General features: G+C 66.1%; 20 protein-coding genes and 3 pseudogenes. 16 read left to right on the top strand and 7 right to left on the bottom strand.

The genetic code is table 11. The features are described 5' to 3' along the window. The first annotated feature begins 149 nt into the window (after positions 1-149). The 6 genes from G9373_RS42440 (at position 150) to G9373_RS42415 (ending at position 4,266) form a co-directional block, all read left to right on the top strand. Positions 150-590: a DUF6153 family protein gene (locus G9373_RS42440; RefSeq protein ID WP_346842922.1), complete on the top strand. Its 441-nt coding sequence runs from the start codon at positions 150-152 to the stop codon at positions 588-590. A 90-nt stretch (positions 591-680) separates the two neighbouring features. Then, complete coding sequence (locus G9373_RS42435; RefSeq protein WP_167120880.1) at positions 681-1,364, top strand: DUF305 domain-containing protein; 684 nt, start codon at positions 681-683, stop codon at positions 1,362-1,364. 127 nt (positions 1,365-1,491) lie between these two features. Continuing rightward, positions 1,492-2,724: an Ig-like domain-containing protein gene (locus G9373_RS42430; protein WP_133987589.1), complete on the top strand. Its 1,233-nt coding sequence runs from the start codon at positions 1,492-1,494 to the stop codon at positions 2,722-2,724. A gap of 149 nt (positions 2,725-2,873) precedes the next feature. Then, positions 2,874-3,563 carry a TVP38/TMEM64 family protein gene (locus G9373_RS42425; RefSeq protein WP_133988067.1) on the top strand — a complete coding sequence of 230 codons (690 nt, stop codon included), beginning with the start codon at positions 2,874-2,876 and terminating at the stop codon, positions 3,561-3,563. Positions 3,564-3,730: 167 nt separating this feature from the next. Continuing rightward, positions 3,731-4,000, top strand: coding sequence for a hypothetical protein (locus tag G9373_RS48440; RefSeq protein WP_346842921.1), 270 nt, complete (start codon positions 3,731-3,733; stop codon positions 3,998-4,000). Positions 4,001-4,101: 101 nt separating this feature from the next. After that, complete coding sequence (locus tag G9373_RS42415) at positions 4,102-4,266, top strand: hypothetical protein (protein ID WP_317612117.1); 165 nt, start codon at positions 4,102-4,104, stop codon at positions 4,264-4,266. 128 nt (positions 4,267-4,394) lie between these two features. On the opposite strand, the gene G9373_RS42410 is transcribed toward G9373_RS42415, so the two are convergent. The 4 genes and pseudogenes from G9373_RS42410 to G9373_RS42395 all read right to left on the bottom strand — a co-directional run bounded on the left by G9373_RS42410 (position 4,395) and on the right by G9373_RS42395 (position 7,633). Then, positions 4,395-4,958, bottom strand: a complete 564-nt coding sequence (locus G9373_RS42410) for a dihydrofolate reductase family protein (RefSeq protein WP_133987590.1) — start codon at positions 4,956-4,958, stop codon at positions 4,395-4,397. A 277-nt stretch (positions 4,959-5,235) separates the two neighbouring features. Beyond that, positions 5,236-5,487: pseudogene (locus G9373_RS42405) on the bottom strand (MFS transporter); the annotation flags it as partial. 360 nt (positions 5,488-5,847) lie between these two features. Next, the gene (trxA, locus tag G9373_RS42400; RefSeq protein ID WP_167120878.1) at positions 5,848-6,222 is read right to left on the bottom strand and encodes a thioredoxin; all 375 of its coding nucleotides are present in this window, start codon (positions 6,220-6,222) and stop codon (positions 5,848-5,850) included. 31 nt (positions 6,223-6,253) lie between these two features. Further along, on the bottom strand, positions 6,254-7,633 hold the full coding sequence (locus tag G9373_RS42395) for an MBL fold metallo-hydrolase (protein ID WP_133987592.1): 1,380 nt from the start codon (positions 7,631-7,633) through the stop codon (positions 6,254-6,256). Positions 7,634-7,774: 141 nt separating this feature from the next. Between G9373_RS42395 and G9373_RS42390 the strand changes: the two genes are divergently transcribed. From G9373_RS42390 to G9373_RS42360, 7 genes and pseudogenes are all read left to right on the top strand, one after another. Next, a complete protein-coding gene (locus G9373_RS42390; RefSeq protein ID WP_133987593.1) occupies positions 7,775-8,044 on the top strand; it encodes a metal-sensitive transcriptional regulator in 270 nt (89 codons plus the stop codon). A gap of 116 nt (positions 8,045-8,160) precedes the next feature. Further along, positions 8,161-8,760, top strand: coding sequence for a rhodanese-like domain-containing protein (locus G9373_RS42385; protein WP_133987594.1), 600 nt, complete (start codon positions 8,161-8,163; stop codon positions 8,758-8,760). 2 nt (positions 8,761-8,762) lie between these two features. Beyond that, entirely contained in the window at positions 8,763-9,641 is an 879-nt protein-coding gene (locus G9373_RS42380) for a sulfite exporter TauE/SafE family protein (RefSeq protein WP_133987595.1), read from the top strand. Positions 9,642-9,714: 73 nt separating this feature from the next. Continuing rightward, positions 9,715-10,029: a rhodanese-like domain-containing protein gene (locus tag G9373_RS42375; RefSeq protein WP_133987596.1), complete on the top strand. Its 315-nt coding sequence runs from the start codon at positions 9,715-9,717 to the stop codon at positions 10,027-10,029. Between the two features lie 231 nt (positions 10,030-10,260). Further along, positions 10,261-10,694: pseudogene (locus tag G9373_RS42370) on the top strand (sulfite exporter TauE/SafE family protein); the annotation flags it as partial. 254 nt (positions 10,695-10,948) lie between these two features. Next, positions 10,949-11,218 carry a metal-sensitive transcriptional regulator gene (locus G9373_RS42365; protein ID WP_133987597.1) on the top strand — a complete coding sequence of 90 codons (270 nt, stop codon included), beginning with the start codon at positions 10,949-10,951 and terminating at the stop codon, positions 11,216-11,218. A gap of 31 nt (positions 11,219-11,249) precedes the next feature. Further along, the gene (locus tag G9373_RS42360; RefSeq protein ID WP_133987598.1) at positions 11,250-11,663 is read left to right on the top strand and encodes a DUF302 domain-containing protein; all 414 of its coding nucleotides are present in this window, start codon (positions 11,250-11,252) and stop codon (positions 11,661-11,663) included. Between the two features lie 130 nt (positions 11,664-11,793). On the opposite strand, the pseudogene G9373_RS42355 reads toward G9373_RS42360, so the two are convergent. After that, positions 11,794-11,990, bottom strand: a pseudogene (locus G9373_RS42355) (2,3,4,5-tetrahydropyridine-2,6-dicarboxylate N-succinyltransferase); the annotation flags it as partial. 648 nt (positions 11,991-12,638) lie between these two features. On the opposite strand from G9373_RS42355, the gene G9373_RS42350 reads away from it, so the two are divergent. Further along, positions 12,639-12,929: a MerR family transcriptional regulator gene (locus tag G9373_RS42350; RefSeq protein WP_169694357.1), complete on the top strand. Its 291-nt coding sequence runs from the start codon at positions 12,639-12,641 to the stop codon at positions 12,927-12,929. A gap of 177 nt (positions 12,930-13,106) precedes the next feature. On the opposite strand, the gene G9373_RS42345 is transcribed toward G9373_RS42350, so the two are convergent. Then, the gene (locus tag G9373_RS42345) at positions 13,107-13,802 is read right to left on the bottom strand and encodes a 2-thiouracil desulfurase family protein (RefSeq protein WP_167120876.1); all 696 of its coding nucleotides are present in this window, start codon (positions 13,800-13,802) and stop codon (positions 13,107-13,109) included. A 299-nt stretch (positions 13,803-14,101) separates the two neighbouring features. Here G9373_RS42345 and G9373_RS42340 point away from each other — a divergent pair, with 299 nt between their 5' ends. Beyond that, entirely contained in the window at positions 14,102-14,470 is a 369-nt protein-coding gene (locus G9373_RS42340) for a hypothetical protein (RefSeq protein ID WP_240961069.1), read from the top strand. Positions 14,471-14,747: 277 nt separating this feature from the next. Here the strand turns inward: G9373_RS42340 and G9373_RS47315 are convergent, their stop codons facing one another. Further along, the gene (locus G9373_RS47315) at positions 14,748-15,011 is read right to left on the bottom strand and encodes a hypothetical protein (protein ID WP_240961068.1); all 264 of its coding nucleotides are present in this window, start codon (positions 15,009-15,011) and stop codon (positions 14,748-14,750) included. A 675-nt stretch (positions 15,012-15,686) separates the two neighbouring features. Here G9373_RS47315 and G9373_RS47310 point away from each other — a divergent pair. Next, positions 15,687-15,893 carry a hypothetical protein gene (locus G9373_RS47310; RefSeq protein WP_240961067.1) on the top strand — a complete coding sequence of 69 codons (207 nt, stop codon included), beginning with the start codon at positions 15,687-15,689 and terminating at the stop codon, positions 15,891-15,893. Positions 15,894-15,993: the final 100 nt, after the last annotated feature.

The raw sequence follows: 15,993 nt of genomic DNA, 5'->3' as shown, positions 1-15,993 counted from the left end.
TAAGAGACAGCTGCGATGGATGAGCCGTCGGGCGTTGCCCCGATCGTCTCGGGTCACGCCTCGAGCGAACAGATTATGCTGGGCGTCGGTCCCCCGCGACACGCGCCTTCAGATCTTCGCACCGCCACCGGATCAGTAACATCACGGCTGTGAAAGCGCTGGGTACACCGACGATGCAGCACCTGCTGCGGGTGGCCGCTGTCGTGGCGGTGCTGTTCGGTGTCCTCCTCATGCATTCCTCTCCCCTGCTCGACCACTCCGGCGGGCACCCCACCTCATCGGGGCATGATTCCGGTGCGCACACGCACTCCCACGACGCGGCCGCGGCGCCGATGGCGCTCGACGATTTTCCCGTCGCACTGGCCGGGACGGGCTGTGAAGGCAAGGACTGCGGTGACCATACGGGCCTGCATCTGTGCATGGCCGTGATGACGATCGCCGCGGCGCTGGTCCTGGCCCGGTGGTACGCGACGGCCACCACCGGCGAGGCCGCGGTACACAGCCTGCGACTCCCGCTGCATATCCAGGCCGGCCGGGCGCCGCCGTGGACCACTCCGACCCTCGCGCAATTGTCGGTGTTGCGGGTGTGACAGGTGACCCACTTGAAGTGGGTCACCCTCGCGGGCGTGTGTTTTTCACGCCTGCTTCACCTTTCACCGACCTTTCGAGGAGTCCTATCCATGTGGTCTTTGCGTTCCCCCCGTGCCAAGTTCGTCCTGTCCGCCGCGGCCGTGTCCGGAGTTCTGGTCCTCGCCGGCTGTAGCGACAACAGCGGCGGCGGACACGACATGAGCCAGATGTCGAACAACACCTCGGGCACCACGTCGAGCAGCTCCACCACCGCAGCGGCGGAGACGACCGCCTTCAACAACGCCGACGTGATGTTTCTGCAGATGATGTACCCCCACCACGCGCAGGCCGTCGAGATGGCGAACATGGCCCTGGGCCGCACCACCAATCCACAGGTACTCGACCTGGCCAAAAACATTGCGGCAGCCCAGGGTCCGGAAATGGACCAGATGACCGCGTTGCTCGCACAGCGGGGCATGGCCGTCCCCTCGACCGACGCCGGCAGCGGCATGAGCGGGATGAACCACGGCGGAACGAGCGGCATGGCCGACGGCGGAGGCATGAGCGGGATGATGACACCGGAGCAGATGAGCGGCCTGGCCGGCAAGAGCGGCGCCGACTTCGACACCGCCTGGCTGAACATGATGATCGCACACCACACCGGTGCCATCGAGATGGCTCAGACCGAGCTGGCGGACGGAGAGAACGCCGACGCCAAGCAGATGGCCACCGCCATCGTCGGCGCTCAGCAGGCGGAGATCACCACCATGACGGCACTGCTGCAACAGAACTAGTCCGATGAGGGTGGGGCCGCATCCTCTCGCGGTCCCACCCTCCTCCATCGCCGCCACGGACATGGCGTGCACCCCACTTCTTCTCGGCCACCAGCTTCGCTGTCGCCTCGTCGGTATGGAGGAACTCATGCACACACACCCACCCCGCCGGACTCCGGTTCTGATCGCCCTGGCGATCCTGCTCGTGCTTCTGGCCGCCTGCGCCCCGTCCGGCACTGGATCCTCACCGGGCGGCGACGCGAACCCTTCCGCACCCGCCGTCCCCACGATCACCGTGACCCCCGCCGATGGGACCGACACGGTCAACCCCGCAGAGCCGGTGTCGGTCGAAACCACCGGTGGCACCCTCGAAACGGTCGCCATGACCAACAACGAGGGCAAGGTCATCGCCGGCATCTTCACCCCCGACCGCATCACCTGGAAACCCGGTGCCGCACTGGGCTACGGCAAGACGTACACCATCGCCGCCGCCGCGGTCCACGATGACGGCACCCGCACCGAGCGAACCAGCACCTTCTCCACCGTGCAACCGGGCAACCTCACCAAACCCACCTTCGTCACCTCCGGCGGCAACCTGCTCACCGACGGCGGCACCTTCGGCATCGGGATTGTCGTCGTCACCCATTTCGACGAGCCGATCACCGACCGCGCCGCCGCCGAGAAGACCCTGACTGTAGAAACTTCGCCGCCGGTCGCCGGATCCTGGTACTGGGCGGACGATCAGAACGTGCACTGGCGGCCCCAGAACTACTACACACCCGGCACGACAGTGACCGCCCGCGCGAACGTCTACGGCGTCAATCTCGGCGGCGGACTGTTCGGCCAGGAGGACGCAGCCACGTCGTTCACCATCGGCGACGCCCACATCTCTATCGCCGACGACACCACCAAACACGTCACGGTCACCAACAACGGTGAAGTCGTGCGCACCATGCCCACCTCGATGGGCACGGGAGGCAGCGAAACCATCAACGGGCAGACCCTGACGTTCTGGACCCAGCGCGGCATCTACACCGTCCTCGACAAGGCCAACCCCGTGATCATGGATTCCTCGACCTACGGACTCCCGGTCAATTCCCGCCTGGGATACAAGGAAACGATCAACTACGCCACCCGCATCAGCAACGACGGCATCTACCTTCACGAACTCGCCGACACCATCTGGGCACAGGGAAACACCAACGTTTCCCACGGGTGCCTGAACCTCAGCCCCGACAACGCCCGCTGGTTCTACGACTTCTCCGTCCCCGGAGACATCGTCGAGGTCCGCAACACCGGCGGGGAGCCGCTCGCGCAGTGGCAGAACGGGGACTGGAGCGTGCCGTGGGACCAGTGGCTGGCCGGAAGCGCGCTGGCGTGACCACTCCGAGGTGGCACCCGCGGACCTACACCGCCTACGCCGACGCGGTGGCCGGCTCGGACGGTGAGCACTCGCGGCGTGAGGGTGACCGCCCGAGCGCCCCCGTCGACGACACACCCCCCGGACCCCCACGTCGTGGGCCCCGGCGAGTGCCGCTGATCCTGCGCGACCGCCGAGTCCTCGCCACCGTGGCCGTGCTGGCCGTGCTGGCTGTGGCCGCCGCCCTCGTCCCCCGCCCGTCGATCTCCCAGGTGCGGGAGTGGGGGGAGTCGATGGGCCCGGGGTTCGTACTCGTATTCTTCCTCGCCCAGGCGGTGTTGACGATCGCCCCGGTGCCGCGAACGGTGTTCACCCTCAGCGCCGGACTGTTGTTCGGTCCCGCCGCCGGGGTCGTCGTCGCGATCGCCGCCACGACGGTCAGTGCCGTGCTGGCGTTGCTGTTGGTGCGGGCGCTCGGCCGCGCGGCGGTGCAGGCCCGGCTGACGCACCCCGCTGTCCAGGCCATCGATGCCCGCCTCGCGCGGCGGGGGTGGCTGGCGGTCGGGTCCCTGCGCCTGATCGCACCGGCACCGTTTGCACTGGTGAACTATTGCGCCGGGCTCTCAGCGGTGCGCCTGCTGCCGTACATCGTGGCGACTGTGGTGGGAATCCTGCCGGGCACCATCGGGGTGGTGCTGCTCGGCGACGCGTTGACCGGGCAGATGAACCCGGCACTGATGATGGTGACGATGATCTGCATCGCAGTGGGAGTGGTGGGATTGCTCCTCGAAACCCGCCTGCCGTCAGCGCGAACCTGCGCTTCACTTTCGGTCAGTAGTCGCCCCGATCAAGGATCGTGACATGACCCACCACTTCGCCGACCTCAAACACAATGTCTTCGCTCGCCACTCCAACCCGTGGAGTGCCTGGACTCGCTGGCTGAGCACCCCGCTTGTGCTCGTTCCTCTGTGGACACGCCGGTGGAGCCACGCCGCGATCGTCGGTGCCTGGATGGCCGGCCAACCCCGTGATTTTCCCGAAACCGGCGGACGAGCACGCCTGGTCCACCCGGGCGGTGCTCGGCGAAGAACTCTGGATCACCGAACGGCCCCGCGACACCGCGATGGCGGTAAACGCGGCGGCCACGCTGGCTGGCATCACCGCACTGATCGCCGCCCGGCGACGCCGCGCCGCACCGGCGGCCGCTGCCACCGTGGTCATGATGGCGCTGCTGCTGGTCTATTGGCGGCTCATGGCCGGCTACTACAGCCGACACCGGGGCGCCAACACCGGCTGAGCGCCGAGTACGAGTCGGCTTCCGGTCGCCGTATCCGAGGTGGACGATCCGGCCGAGTCCTGAATGGCATTGGACGCCTGGCAGGTGTCTCCGCCGTTCTGGTGCACGGTCGCTACGACGTCTCGGGACCGTTGGACACGGCGTGGAACCTTGCGCGTGCCTGGCCGGATGCCCAGCTCGTCGTGCTCGACGACGCCGGCCACGGTGGAGCGGGGTTCGGCGCCGCACTGGTGACTGCCTTGGCCTCCTTCAGCAGCCAGACCTGAGCTTGTCGTATGAGGATCCCTTACATACACGGTCTGTGATCCGGGACGGGTATCACAATCGCCTCGAAACACAGCGCCACGAGATCCTCGGATCGGCCCGAAGCCCGGGCCGATACGAGGTTGGGTACTCAGCGCCTGGTCTCGTATCTGGTCAGGACCACGCCGTCAGGGAACGTCCCGGTCTCCACCAGGGTCAGGTTCACCCAGTTGTCCAGGGCCGCAAAGAACGGCGTGCCGCCACCTACCAGGACCGGATGGGTGACGATCGCGTACTCGTCGATCAGCCCATCCCGCATGGCCACTGCGGCGAGTGTGGCGCCGCCGATATCCATGGGGCCGCCGTCCTCGGCCTTGAGCCGGGTGATCTCGGTGACCGCGTCGCCGGTGACCAGGCGGGTGTTCCAGTCGACCGTGCTGGTCGTCGAGGAGAACACCACCTTCGGCATGTCCCGCCAGCGGCGGGCGAACTCGATCTCCGCCGGTGTGGCACCCGGCTGCTGATGGGCGGTCGGCCAGTGGGAGCTCATCGTCTCCCACAGTTTGCGCCCGTACAGCGCCGTGCCTGTCGCCCTCACCCGGTCGGACCACCACTGGAACAGCTCGTCGCTCGGTACACTCCAGCCGAGGTCGTCGCCGGGCGCGGCGATGTAACCGTCCAGGCTCACGTTCATGGCGAAGGTCAGTTTCCGCATGGTGTCAGCCTCCCGTGAGTCGGTACTCGGTGTACAGACCAGCAGGGCGCGGAAAAACATCGGTCAGGCCACACCGAGGGCCGGTTCACCACCACGCCAAACGGATGTGCGTACGGAAGGGAACCCGCACCGGCACGTCCCGAAAGCCGGCCGTTGACCGGAACTCGCTGACCAGCGCCGTTCCGGTAGCCCCGTCCGGTGATGTTTTTGCTTGCGGGGGGCGTCAATCGGATACCCCGAACGATCTGGATCACGCCGAAGTGGGCGAGTCTCACCACGATGAAATCAGCGTGAGCGGCACCGGAAGGGCGAACAACCATCCCACCAGCAGTACGGGTTTGCGCCCGTATCGGTCGGAGAAGGTCCCGGCGAAGTAGTTGGCGACCGCCTTGGTGGTCCCGAAGGCCGCCACGTAGGTGAAGATGAATGTGTAATCGCTCAGCCCGAATTCGCTCTCCGCCAGCAGCGGCAGCACGGTCTGTTGCTGATCGACCATGCCGCCCACCAGGGCGTTGACCGCCACCAGCAGGGTGAACTGAGCGGCGTTGCCCGCAGCCCAGCACCGGAGGTCGGGGCGTGGCCATGGGGCTCACACCCCGACCTCCGGGTCGGGGCCGACTGCTCGGGTCGGTTCCGGTACCTGCACCGTCTCCATGTTTGCGACCGAGGTCAGCGACGGAAGAGCGAAAGCACGCTTAGATGCTCTGCGCGGGCCGGAATGGTGTCCTGACCGCAGGTGCAGCGATCGGCGGCGGGTACGGAGCGCATGACCGCGTCGACATGCTGTCCGCATCCACCCCACCCGGTCTTTCCGCAGTTGGGGCAGGCGACGGGGTAACACATGGGAATCCTCCTCGATGAGAGTTCGCTGCGGACCCGACGAACGGGGTCAGGAGCGGGAGGCTGCGCGTTGTTCGGCAACCTTGTTGTGGATCTCGGCCATGTCGAGGGCTTCGATCCGGGTGATCAGGTCCTCGAGAGCCGGTGCCGGCAACGCGCCGGGCTGCGAATAGACGAGCACGCCCTCTCGGAAGGCCATGATCGTCGGAATCGAGCGGATGTTCGCCATGGCGGCGAGCTGCTGCTCGGCTTGCGTGTTGACCTTGGCATGCACGATCTCGGGGTGCGCCTGTGACGACTTCTCGAAGACCGGGGCGAAGGCGCGGCACGGGCCGCACCACGATGCCCAGAAGTCGACGAGCACGATGTCGTTGCCGACGATGGTGGATTCGAAGTCCGCCATAGTGAGGTTCTTCGTCGTCATTGCTTCCGTTCCTTTCTCGAGGCCGGAACGATCAGGCGGGGACGTGAGCTTCGGCCCACGCGTTGTAGCCGCCGAGCAGATCCGTAACGTTCTCGAAGCCCTGGGCCCGCAGCAGCGACGCCGCCACGCTCGAACGCCATCCACCGGCACAGTGCACCACGATCGGCTTGCCGGCAGGAACCTGGTCCAGACGGGCCCGCAACTGCGCCAACGGGATCGGAACCGCGCCGGGGATGGTTCCGAATTCGCGCTCACCGGGGTTGCGGATGTCGACGAGGGTGACCGCGTCGGCGGCGAGCAACCGGTCGAGCTCTTCGACCGTCGTCCTGGGTGCGGTCTCGATCAGATCGGCAAGCTCCGCAGGGAAGGCCCCGTCCCGGTCGACGTTCAGATAACCTGCTGCACCGTCGGATCCGATTCGGGCCAGGCGCACCGCGGCGTCCTGCTCTTCGCCGGGATAGGTGATCAGCACGATCTTCTCGCCGACCTCGGCGACCATGCCGCCGGTTTCGGCGAAACGCCCGTCGAACCCGACATTGACCGAACCGCGCAGATGCCCGGCGGCGAAATCGTCGACACTTCGCGCATCGAGAACACGCGTACCGGCGGCCAGCTCGGCCTTCAGCTGCTCCGGGCTCAGCTCGGGAATCGAGTGGTCCTGCACCAGAAGCGGGTGCATCCGCTTGTTCATCGCGGCGTCGACCGAGAAGTACGACGGTGCGGCCGGCTGCCCTTCGGTGACCAGGTCGACGAAGTCGTCCTCGCTCATCGGCTGCACGGACGGGTTGGTGGCGCGCTGCTCCCCGATGGTCGAGGTGAGTTCCGTCGACAGGTTCTTCCCGCACGACGAACCGGCACCGTGAGCAGGCATGACGACGACCTCGTCGGGCAGCGTCAGCAGCTTCTCGTGCACGGTGTGATACATCGCCCGCGCCAGATCGCCGGTCGAGCCGTCGCCGAGATTGACCAGGTCCGGACGGCCGACGTCGCCGATGAACAGCGAGTCGCCGGTGAGCACTGCGGCCGGGACGGCGCCGGGATGTTCGCGCACCAGCACCGAGATCGACTCCCAGGTGTGGCCCGGGGTGGACAGGATCTCGAGTTCGACCTCGCCCAGGGACAGCTTCTCGCCGTCGCTCAGCCGGCGGATCGGGTAGTCGGTCTCGGCGGCTTCACCGAATCCGATCCACGCACCCGTGGCGTCGACCAGCTCGAGGTGGCCGGAGACGAAGTCTGCGTGGAAGTGGGTGTTGATCACCCCTTCGATGGTCAGTCCGTACTTCTCTGCGTCGGAGAGGTATTCGGTGATGTCGCGGCGGGGGTCGACCACGATCGCCCGGCCGGTGCCGGGGTCGCCGATGAGGTAGGACGCGTGGGAGAGGCACTCGATGTAGTACTGCTCGAGAATCATGGATTCCTCCGTTGCTGGGATCCGGGTGGTGTTCCGGGGATGTAGACATCGTGGCATATACCCCCTAGGGTATGTCAAGTACCCCCAGGGGTATATGCGAATCGGCAGTTCTCCGGTGCGGGAGCGAGCGAGGAGTTATCGATGGAACACGCCGAAGCCGACGCCGCGACGCTACGACGTCTGCGTCGAGCACAAGGCCAGCTCACCGCGGTGATCACGATGCTCGGCACCGGCCGCGAGCTCCGCGAGGTCGTCATCCAGCTCGCAGCGGCATCCCACGCGCTCCATCGCGCCAGCTTCAAGATCATCTCGGATCAGCTCCGCCGATGCGTCCTCGACGAGCAGGACGCCGCCTGCGTCGACCGCCTCACCGAGGAAAAACTCGAGGAGTTGTTCCTCGGCCTCGCCTGAACTCGAACAACAGCACTCCTTGCATATACCCCCAGGGGTATATGTACGATATAGAAGATACCCCCGGGGGCACCTTCGTAAAGCCTCCCCCGATTTCCCCAATCGAAAGGCCACTCATGACCGAGTCCCCCGCTGTCACCGTCGATCCGAATTCCCTGCACGAGTCGATCGATTCCGGCAAGAACGTGCGCATCATCGACGTCCGGACTCCGGGCCAATTCGAGACCGTGCACATCCGCGGCGCCTACAACGTCCCCCTGGACCTGCTGCGCGAGCACCGCGACGAGTTCTGCGCCCATTTCGACGAGAACGTCGTGCTGGTGTGCCGCTCCGGACAGCGCGCCGGCCAGGCCGAACAGACCTTGCGCGAAGCAGGATTGTTCAATCTTCACATCCTCGACGGCGGCATGCTCGCCTGGGAAGCCGCCAGCCTTCCCGTCAACCGCGGTGCCGAACGCTGGGATCTCGATCGCCAGGTCCGGCTCGTCGCCGGCTCGCTCGTGCTGAGTTCGGTTCTCGGCAGCATCGCCGTACCGAAGCTCAAGTGGCTTGCCGCCGGAATCGGCGGCGGGCTGACTCTCGCCGCACTGTCCAACACCTGCGCGATGGGCATGCTGCTGTCCAAGCTGCCCTACAACCGTGGCGCCTCCTGCGACGCCCAGAGCATCGTCGCACAGCTGGTCGAGTCGAAGACCGAACGCGCCGAGAGGAACTGATCATGATCGCGTTGACCGTAGCGCTGGCAGTCCTGGTCGGTGTCACCCTCGGACTGCTCGGTGGCGGGGGCTCGATCCTCACCGTCCCGTTGCTGGCCTATGTCGCAGGAATGGACGCCAAAGAGGCGATCGCCACCTCGCTGCTGGTCGTGGGTGTCACCAGCGCGGTTGGCGCGATCTCCCACGCACGCGCCGGCCGCGTGCAGTGGCGTACCGGAATCCTGTTCGGTCTGGCCGGAATGGTCGGTGCCTACGGCGGTGGTCTGCTCTCGCGCTTCATCCCGGGCACCGTTCTGCTGCTCGGCTTCGCCGTGATGATGATCGCCACGGCGATCGCCATGCTCCGCGGCCGCAAGAACAAGGCCACACTGGGCGAGGGCAATCCTTCGATGTCGGTCGGAAAGATCCTGCTCGACGGCGTGATCGTCGGCCTGGTCACCGGTCTCGTCGGTGCCGGCGGGGGCTTCCTCGTCGTGCCGGCCTTGGCACTGCTCGGCGGGCTGCCCATGCCGGTCGCCGTCGGCACGTCGCTGATCGTGATCGCCATGAAGTCCTTCGCCGGCCTCGGCGGTTACCTGTCCACCGTGCAGATCGATTGGCGCCTGGCGGCGATGGTCACCGGCGCTGCCGTCGTCGGCAGCCTCATCGGCGGTCGCCTGACCTCGCTTGTCGATCCGGACACCCTGCGCAAGAGCTTCGGTTGGTTCGTGCTGATCATGTCCTCGGTCATCCTCGCGCAGGAGATCCACCCGGGCGTCGGAATCGCCGCAGCAGCACTCACGGTGATTGCCGCCGGCACCACATATGCCTGCAGCCGCAGGGAGCACTGCCCCCTACAACGACTCGGAGGGCGCCCTCGCGCCTCCGTGGCGGCGGGGTGAACGGAAGCGATCTCTCTACCCTCAGGGCGCCGCGAGTCGCCCTCTTCGACAGACCTGAACCGAGGAGTTCACCATGCACGAAGTCGACACTGCCGCTCTCATCCACGCCTGGGAATCCGGAGCTCCGGTGCTGGACGTCCGCGAAGACTACGAGTACATCCAGGGCCATGTTCCCGGCGCCCAGTTGATCCCCCTCGCGGAGCTGCCCGCACGTGTGGGAGAGGTGCCGCCCGCAGACGCCGTCTACGTCATCTGCGCATCCGGAAACCGGAGCAAACGCGGTGCCGAGATCCTCGAATCCGCCGGGCGACCTGCAGTGTCCGTCGCCGGGGGGACCAGGGCATGGCTGTCCGCGGGCCAAGCCGTCCGACGCGGACCTACCGCCTGAGAACCGGGCCCGAACCGCAGTTTTGCCGTCGGGCGGCGGGCCATAGATCTGCCCGGTCCCGGGATGCTTCCGGCCGACCCCTCAGTCCGTTCTTCGGTGTTCTTCGCGGTCGCGGTCCGCGTAATGCGGGCACCGATGCCGCCGTCGAAGTGGAACCGATGTGCCCCGAGGCAGGGTCGACCGTGCCCGGCCGGGGTACCGCTGACGAAGGATTCGACAGAAAGGATCGAGATGACAGTGGCGCTCGCACTCGGCTTCGGTGCCGTCATCGGCGTGCTGCTGGGCCTACTCGGCGGCGGCGGATCGATCCTCGCGGTCCCGGCGCTGGTCTTCGGCCTGGGCCTGAACATGGAGCAAGCCATCCCGATCTCGCTGATCGTCGTCGGCGTGGCCTCGGCGGTAGGCGCGCTACCGAAAATCCGGGCCCGCCAGATCCAGTGGCGCCTGGCTGGCACCTTCGCCGCCACCGGCATCCCGGCCACCTTCGCCGGCAGCGCCGTGGGACGCCTGCTACCCAAACGCGCTTTGCTGATCGGATTCGCGGTGGTGATGGTGATCGCGGGCGGGCGGATGCTCGCCGATCGCGGCGATACCGGACCGCCTGCTCGACCCAGGGTTCGGGCATCAACTGGCGTCGATGCGCCCCTCGGTCGATCTCGGCCGGGTGACTGTCGACCCATCGTGCGAACCCTGGCCTACCAGACGAGGTGACGAATTCACTCACGTACCGGACTCCCTCCGACTGTGCAGACCGAAGCACCACGGCGGCGCCGCTGTCGTAGCGATCGAGGTGCTCATACCCCCACACCGGGAATGGCACACTCGTGGTTGATCAGGGCGAAGGCGGTCGCACATCTCACACCCTGCCCGGATACCCCCGGGGGTACACTGATATGAAGAACTAGGAAAGGACGTCCCCATGGTCGGCGACGAAGACAGCATCGCTTTGGTACTCAACCGGTTGCGCCGCGCCCAAGGCCAGCTCGCCGGAGTGATCTCGATGATCGAGCAGGGACGCGACTGCAAGGACGTCGTCACCCAGCTCGCGGCCGTGTCACGCGCACTGGACCGTGCCGGATTCAAGATCGTCGCGACCGGCCTGAAGGAATGCATGAGCGACACCGCCCAGGACGGCAAGGAACCGATGACCGAGGCCGAACTCGAGAAGCTCTTCCTCGCCCTGGCCTGATCCGACCCTTCGCGAGAAAGGCAGGACACCCATGACACTCGCACTGTCGACCACTCTGCACACCTCGTTCACCGATGCGGTCGAGCGCACCCGCAAGGCCCTGTCCGAGCAGGGATTTGGAGTGCTCACCGAGATCGACATGAAAGCCACCCTGAAGGCGAAGCTCGGCGAGGACATGGAGGACTACGTCATCCTCGGCGCCTGCAATCCGCCGCTCGCGCACCGCGCGGTGACGGTCGACCGGCAGATCGGACTCCTGCTCCCCTGCAACGTCGTGGTCCGCACCGACCCCGACCACCCCGACACGGTGGTGGTCGACGCGATGAACCCGCAGATGATGGTGCAGGTCGCCGATCAGCCGGGACTCGCGGAGGTCGCCGACGACGCTACCACCGCGTTGCAGGCCGCCATCGACTCCCTGAAGGCGGACGCAGCAAAGAACTGATGTCCTCGGAGCTTCGGCGGGCGCGGTCCTTCCTGATTACGGCCGCGCTAGTTTCTCAAGGGCAGGGCACCGCTTTCGAAGGTACGGATCGATCGAAGACGGTCCGGGCCAAAACCGTCGGGAGACTCACGGTGCGCACCACGACCTGGTCGAGCTCACGCGCTTCGGCGAGGAGTGCCAGGTCGGAGGGGATGTCGCCACCCTCGATCCGCACGGTGCCCGCGCCGTCGAAGGTTCCCAGCTCGGGCGCCGGGAACCAGGTGTCGAGAACGGTGCCGTCGACAGTTACGTTGCGATGCCTACTGCTGATGCTCCCTGTGTGCTCACGGAACAAGAAACTACGGTGCCGGCGCGACAACTTCTTCAGCCATCAGGAAGCGAGGCGGCCGTGCTGGTGTCCCGCCGTGATGGGCGATCAGGACTACTCCCTGACACCACACGTCGGGAGTGGTTGGGGCACAAAAGGAACGTTGATCGGGGCATTTACGGCGGAGCCCGCACCGCATCTCGATCCCGTGACCGGATCCATCGAGGGTCGACCGTCGACGTCGACGGAACCACCCGCGGCCTCCCGAGTTCGTATGAAATCCCTGGTCAACCCGCTCCAGAATTTCTGCAGTCGCGGGTGTAGACATTGCGTCATCTCCGTTGTAGAGTTTTTCTCGTCGCAAGGAAAGAGTTCACGAGATGCGGGAGAGAATGAACTACCCGCAGAGCAGTACCGCAAGATGAGGAAGTGCCAGGGCACGGGTTTGATTTGAGTGTGTAATGCCCCGGCATCTCCGGTCGGCGACCGGGCAGCAAGAACAGCCCGACAGTCGGAAAAAGTGCAGTGAACTAGGAAATGAAACCGGCCCCCGGTGCCTCACGGCGCCGGGGGCCCTGTCCGTTGAAAGGTGTCACCCCATTCAGGACGATTCGCCCGACCACAGCCCGGCCGGGAAGTTCGACGACGAGGACTACCCGGCCTACAGCATGGGCCATGCCGCTGAGATCCTCGGCGTCACACAAGCATTCCTCCGCAGCCTCGACGCCGCGAAGCTCCTCACCCCCGGACGCTCTGAGGGCGGCCACCGCCGCTACTCCCGATACCAGCTACGTCTCGCCGCCCGCGCCCGCGAACTGGTCGACCAGGGCACCGCACTCGAATCCGCGTGCCGCATCATCATCCTCGAAGACCAACTCGCCGAGGCCCGACGCATCAACACCGAACTCCAGCACACCCACCGCCCCAACTCGGACGGGCCCAGCCCCGCAGTCAGCTGAAACACCGCCGCCTACTCCCAACGCCAGTCGAGGTTATTCCTGGATTCTGCCCTTCCACTCAATACCGCAGCTGTCGAATATTTCATCTGCGCCTACTGTGGGGTGACTCTTCGTGTGCCGTCCTGTGATGGGGCCGCGACACAGTCGGTACCGACATACACTTCGAACTGACCGACACTAGGAGCCGAGTGTTCTGGGTGGCGGCGCGGAGAGTACCGAGTGCCGCTCACCACGCAGCTCCGCGGTGAGGTCGTGTTCGAGGGCGGGAACGGTCAGCCCGCGGCGACGCAACTCGCGGTCGAGCAAGCGGATGAAGAGGCCCTCCCCCTCGCGCCGACAGCTCAGGACTGCTTGCTCGTTCATGACGTCGCGCGTCAGGGCCGCCACCGGACAGGCGGCGACCACGTCGAGGGAGGCCCGGAGATCGAGTGTGGTGGTAATTCCACAGGACGGTGAGGCGCCGATCCCGACGATGCCCGAGACTGCAATGCTCGAGCGCTCGTAGTCGGCGACGTCTCGCGCAACTTGGCGTGCGAGACGCCAATAGATCAGTCTCGTCCACCAGAGGAAGACACGGAGCAGTACCCCCCGCATCGGGTACAGAACCCCGCCCTTCGAACCGAAGAGAAGAAGGCTGTGGCGTTTGAGTGCTCCACCCCAGGCGAGCCGTTCGGGGCACGGCAGCTGGTGGACTCCGTAGCCGGCGCTGACCAGTTCGTCGACGACCTCGGCTACTGCCCCCCGCCGCGTCGCCCCGCCGGTGTAGCGCGTGTTCTCGTTCAGCAGGCAATGCGATACGAGCACGACTCGGTGGCCGCGCTCGTCCCGCAACCGATCGAGCAGGACCCGCTCACGCTCCTGTCGGGCGTCCATGAACAGAGGTTACCCGGGTCACACTGCGTAGCCGCCGGTGCGTAGCGCGTCGACTTATATCTCTGGTCGCAGTTCGGTGCTGCAACGCGCGGACGCCGCAACCTGTCGAGGGTTGCGCCGGCCCGTCCGGCTGATTCGGTCAGCGGCGGAAGAGTGAACGCAGGGTGCGCCGCTGACCCCGGCGAGAGGTCTCATTCGAGCCGGATCGCATGCGGCGACGATGATCTTGGACGAAGGGATCAGCCTGTGGCCATCTTTTCAGCTCGCGGTACTTCTCTGGACCAGCCGCCGGATCACCGATGGGCGGCGCGGCCCTGGACGCCGTCCGCGACTACCGCCTCGCCGCCTACCCGATCGGCGGCAACGGACGACCCGGTATCGCCTGCCTGCTCGCCGGAGCCAACCACCGCTTCGACCAGCTGGTTCGGCAATTGGGAACAGCCGCCTACCTTCACGGTGTGGCACACCTGACCGCGGAAATCCTCGCGGAGAACACCCTCATGCTCGCGGTCATCACCGAACAGGGCTGGACCGACGCACTGCACCACGACGGAGCAACGGTGCATTTCGACCTCGAAATGGTCTCTCACCGGGAGTTGCACCCGCAGATCCCCGAGATGCCGCAGGACGGAAGCTCATGCAGAGCCATCCGAAAAGGAAGCCTCTGAAGGCAACTGCAGCTCCCCCTAACCGGGCAGGTCGAGACCATTTCGCTGCCGGCCGTGAGTCAGCAGAAATTGGTTGTGCCAGGTTTTGAATGGCCCCGTTCCTGGGTGATGCTCGAATGTGAGTGGCCGCCACGGGACCATTGACTGGTCCACGTCTGCAGCGGCGTCGGCGCCGGTCTCGAGGACTTCCATGAGTTGGTCGAGTGCTGACAACTCCGCCTGCACCGTCAACCGCTGGGCGTGTAACTCCCCGACCAGGGCGTCGTACTTCGCCGGGTCAGCTGACCGGCCATCTCGGTATGTGTCCGGGGCTCTGCCATTCCCTCTGCCACTGCGATCGATGGGATGTCGCCAGCAGCCAGTGGATCCCGAGCAGCAACAGCCCACATCCCACTGTTCCGAGCATCAGGAACGCGAGTGCCGCGCTGATGGCCCCGATCGCGTTGTCGGTTCCGGTGGGCGGTGCCTGTATGTAGTTGCCGCCCTCGTCGACCCAGACGGTGACCGTCTGCCCCGCCCTGGCCCCCACGTCCGTGTCCACGATGCCGGTGTGCTCGGTGCCATCGACCTCCCATTGGGCGCCTGGTCGCTTCCGGTCGGGCTTCGGGTCGGTGTTTCCGTCATCTGAGGGCGGGGATTATCGAGCAGCACCGCCGAGACCTGTCGCCCGCTGGCGGCCGCCGAGCGGGCATGGTCGGCCAGCCGGGAGTGGGTCGCGGTACCGATCGCGCCGGCGACGGGTACCAGCAGCAGCACCAAGTGAACTCTTTCCTTGCGACGAGAGGAACTCTACAACGACGAACCTCAATGTCTATAGTCATGACTACAGAAATTGTAGAGTCGATTGACCAGGGATTTCACACGCTCCGAAAGGCACGCTGGTTCCGCCCGTCAACGTCGACGGGCACCACTTTCGAAGTCCGCACGGAATCACGACCAACGGCGACTCCCCCCACTGCCACCGGGGTGACACCGTGTGCGGGTGCCGTGGCCGCGTGGTGGTCGTGGGTGACGTGGTCGGCAAGCCGCCGGCCGACCGAGAGGAACCCAGTGCCGACACCCGAACCCAACGAACAGAAGATCGTCAGCCTTCGCGCTGCCTCAGAGGAGAACCGACGACCTACTCTCCGGCCACATACCGCTGACATCGCTGCTACACCGCCGACGCGACCGGATCGCCGCCGACCTACTCGTCACTGACGTCCTCACCGCGTACATGAGCGGATCCGGGCTCGGCCCGGCCGGGGTCATGGTCATGCTCGGCATCGCCGATGACGCCCGGGTCTGCGACCTGACCGCCGAGCAACGCGGGCAGATCACCGACGCGATCGCCGCGACGAGCCAGCGAGTGGAGAAGCATCTCCGAGCACGCGCCGCCGACTGCGTGCCCTGCCCCTTTGCTTTCGCACTGCACATTTCGTAGGCTTTAACCCTACGAAACGCACACACAGAGGAAGTGGGGCCGTGGCACCCGCGCACAGCACCGCCGTACCCACCGCCTTGGCCCGCCGCCCCTTGCGCAC

The organism is Rhodococcus sp. A14 (assembly GCF_011603105.1).
GTDB classification, from domain to species: Bacteria; Actinomycetota; Actinomycetes; order Mycobacteriales; family Mycobacteriaceae; genus Rhodococcus_F; species Rhodococcus_F opacus.
This window is presented reverse-complemented; position numbering and strand designations above follow the sequence as displayed.

Coding starts and splice junctions, on each gene's coding strand:
- G9373_RS42375 (WP_133987596.1), top strand. CDS start 9,715: ATGCACGAAGTCGACACTGCCGCTCTCATCCACGCCTGGGAATCCGGA.
- G9373_RS42345 (WP_167120876.1), bottom strand. CDS start 13,802: ATGGACGCCCGACAGGAGCGTGAGCGGGTCCTGCTCGATCGGTTGCGG.
- G9373_RS47310 (WP_240961067.1), top strand. CDS start 15,687: ATGAGCGGATCCGGGCTCGGCCCGGCCGGGGTCATGGTCATGCTCGGC.
- G9373_RS42430 (WP_133987589.1), top strand. CDS start 1,492: ATGCACACACACCCACCCCGCCGGACTCCGGTTCTGATCGCCCTGGCG.
- G9373_RS42360 (WP_133987598.1), top strand. CDS start 11,250: ATGACACTCGCACTGTCGACCACTCTGCACACCTCGTTCACCGATGCG.
- G9373_RS42390 (WP_133987593.1), top strand. CDS start 7,775: ATGGAACACGCCGAAGCCGACGCCGCGACGCTACGACGTCTGCGTCGA.
- G9373_RS42395 (WP_133987592.1), bottom strand. CDS start 7,633: ATGATTCTCGAGCAGTACTACATCGAGTGCCTCTCCCACGCGTCCTAC.
- G9373_RS42410 (WP_133987590.1), bottom strand. CDS start 4,958: ATGCGGAAACTGACCTTCGCCATGAACGTGAGCCTGGACGGTTACATC.
- trxA (WP_167120878.1), bottom strand. CDS start 6,222: ATGACGACGAAGAACCTCACTATGGCGGACTTCGAATCCACCATCGTC.
- G9373_RS42380 (WP_133987595.1), top strand. CDS start 8,763: ATGATCGCGTTGACCGTAGCGCTGGCAGTCCTGGTCGGTGTCACCCTC.
- G9373_RS42435 (WP_167120880.1), top strand. CDS start 681: ATGTGGTCTTTGCGTTCCCCCCGTGCCAAGTTCGTCCTGTCCGCCGCG.
- G9373_RS42340 (WP_240961069.1), top strand. CDS start 14,102: ATGGGCGGCGCGGCCCTGGACGCCGTCCGCGACTACCGCCTCGCCGCC.
- G9373_RS42385 (WP_133987594.1), top strand. CDS start 8,161: ATGACCGAGTCCCCCGCTGTCACCGTCGATCCGAATTCCCTGCACGAG.
- G9373_RS42350 (WP_169694357.1), top strand. CDS start 12,639: ATGGGCCATGCCGCTGAGATCCTCGGCGTCACACAAGCATTCCTCCGC.
- G9373_RS42365 (WP_133987597.1), top strand. CDS start 10,949: ATGGTCGGCGACGAAGACAGCATCGCTTTGGTACTCAACCGGTTGCGC.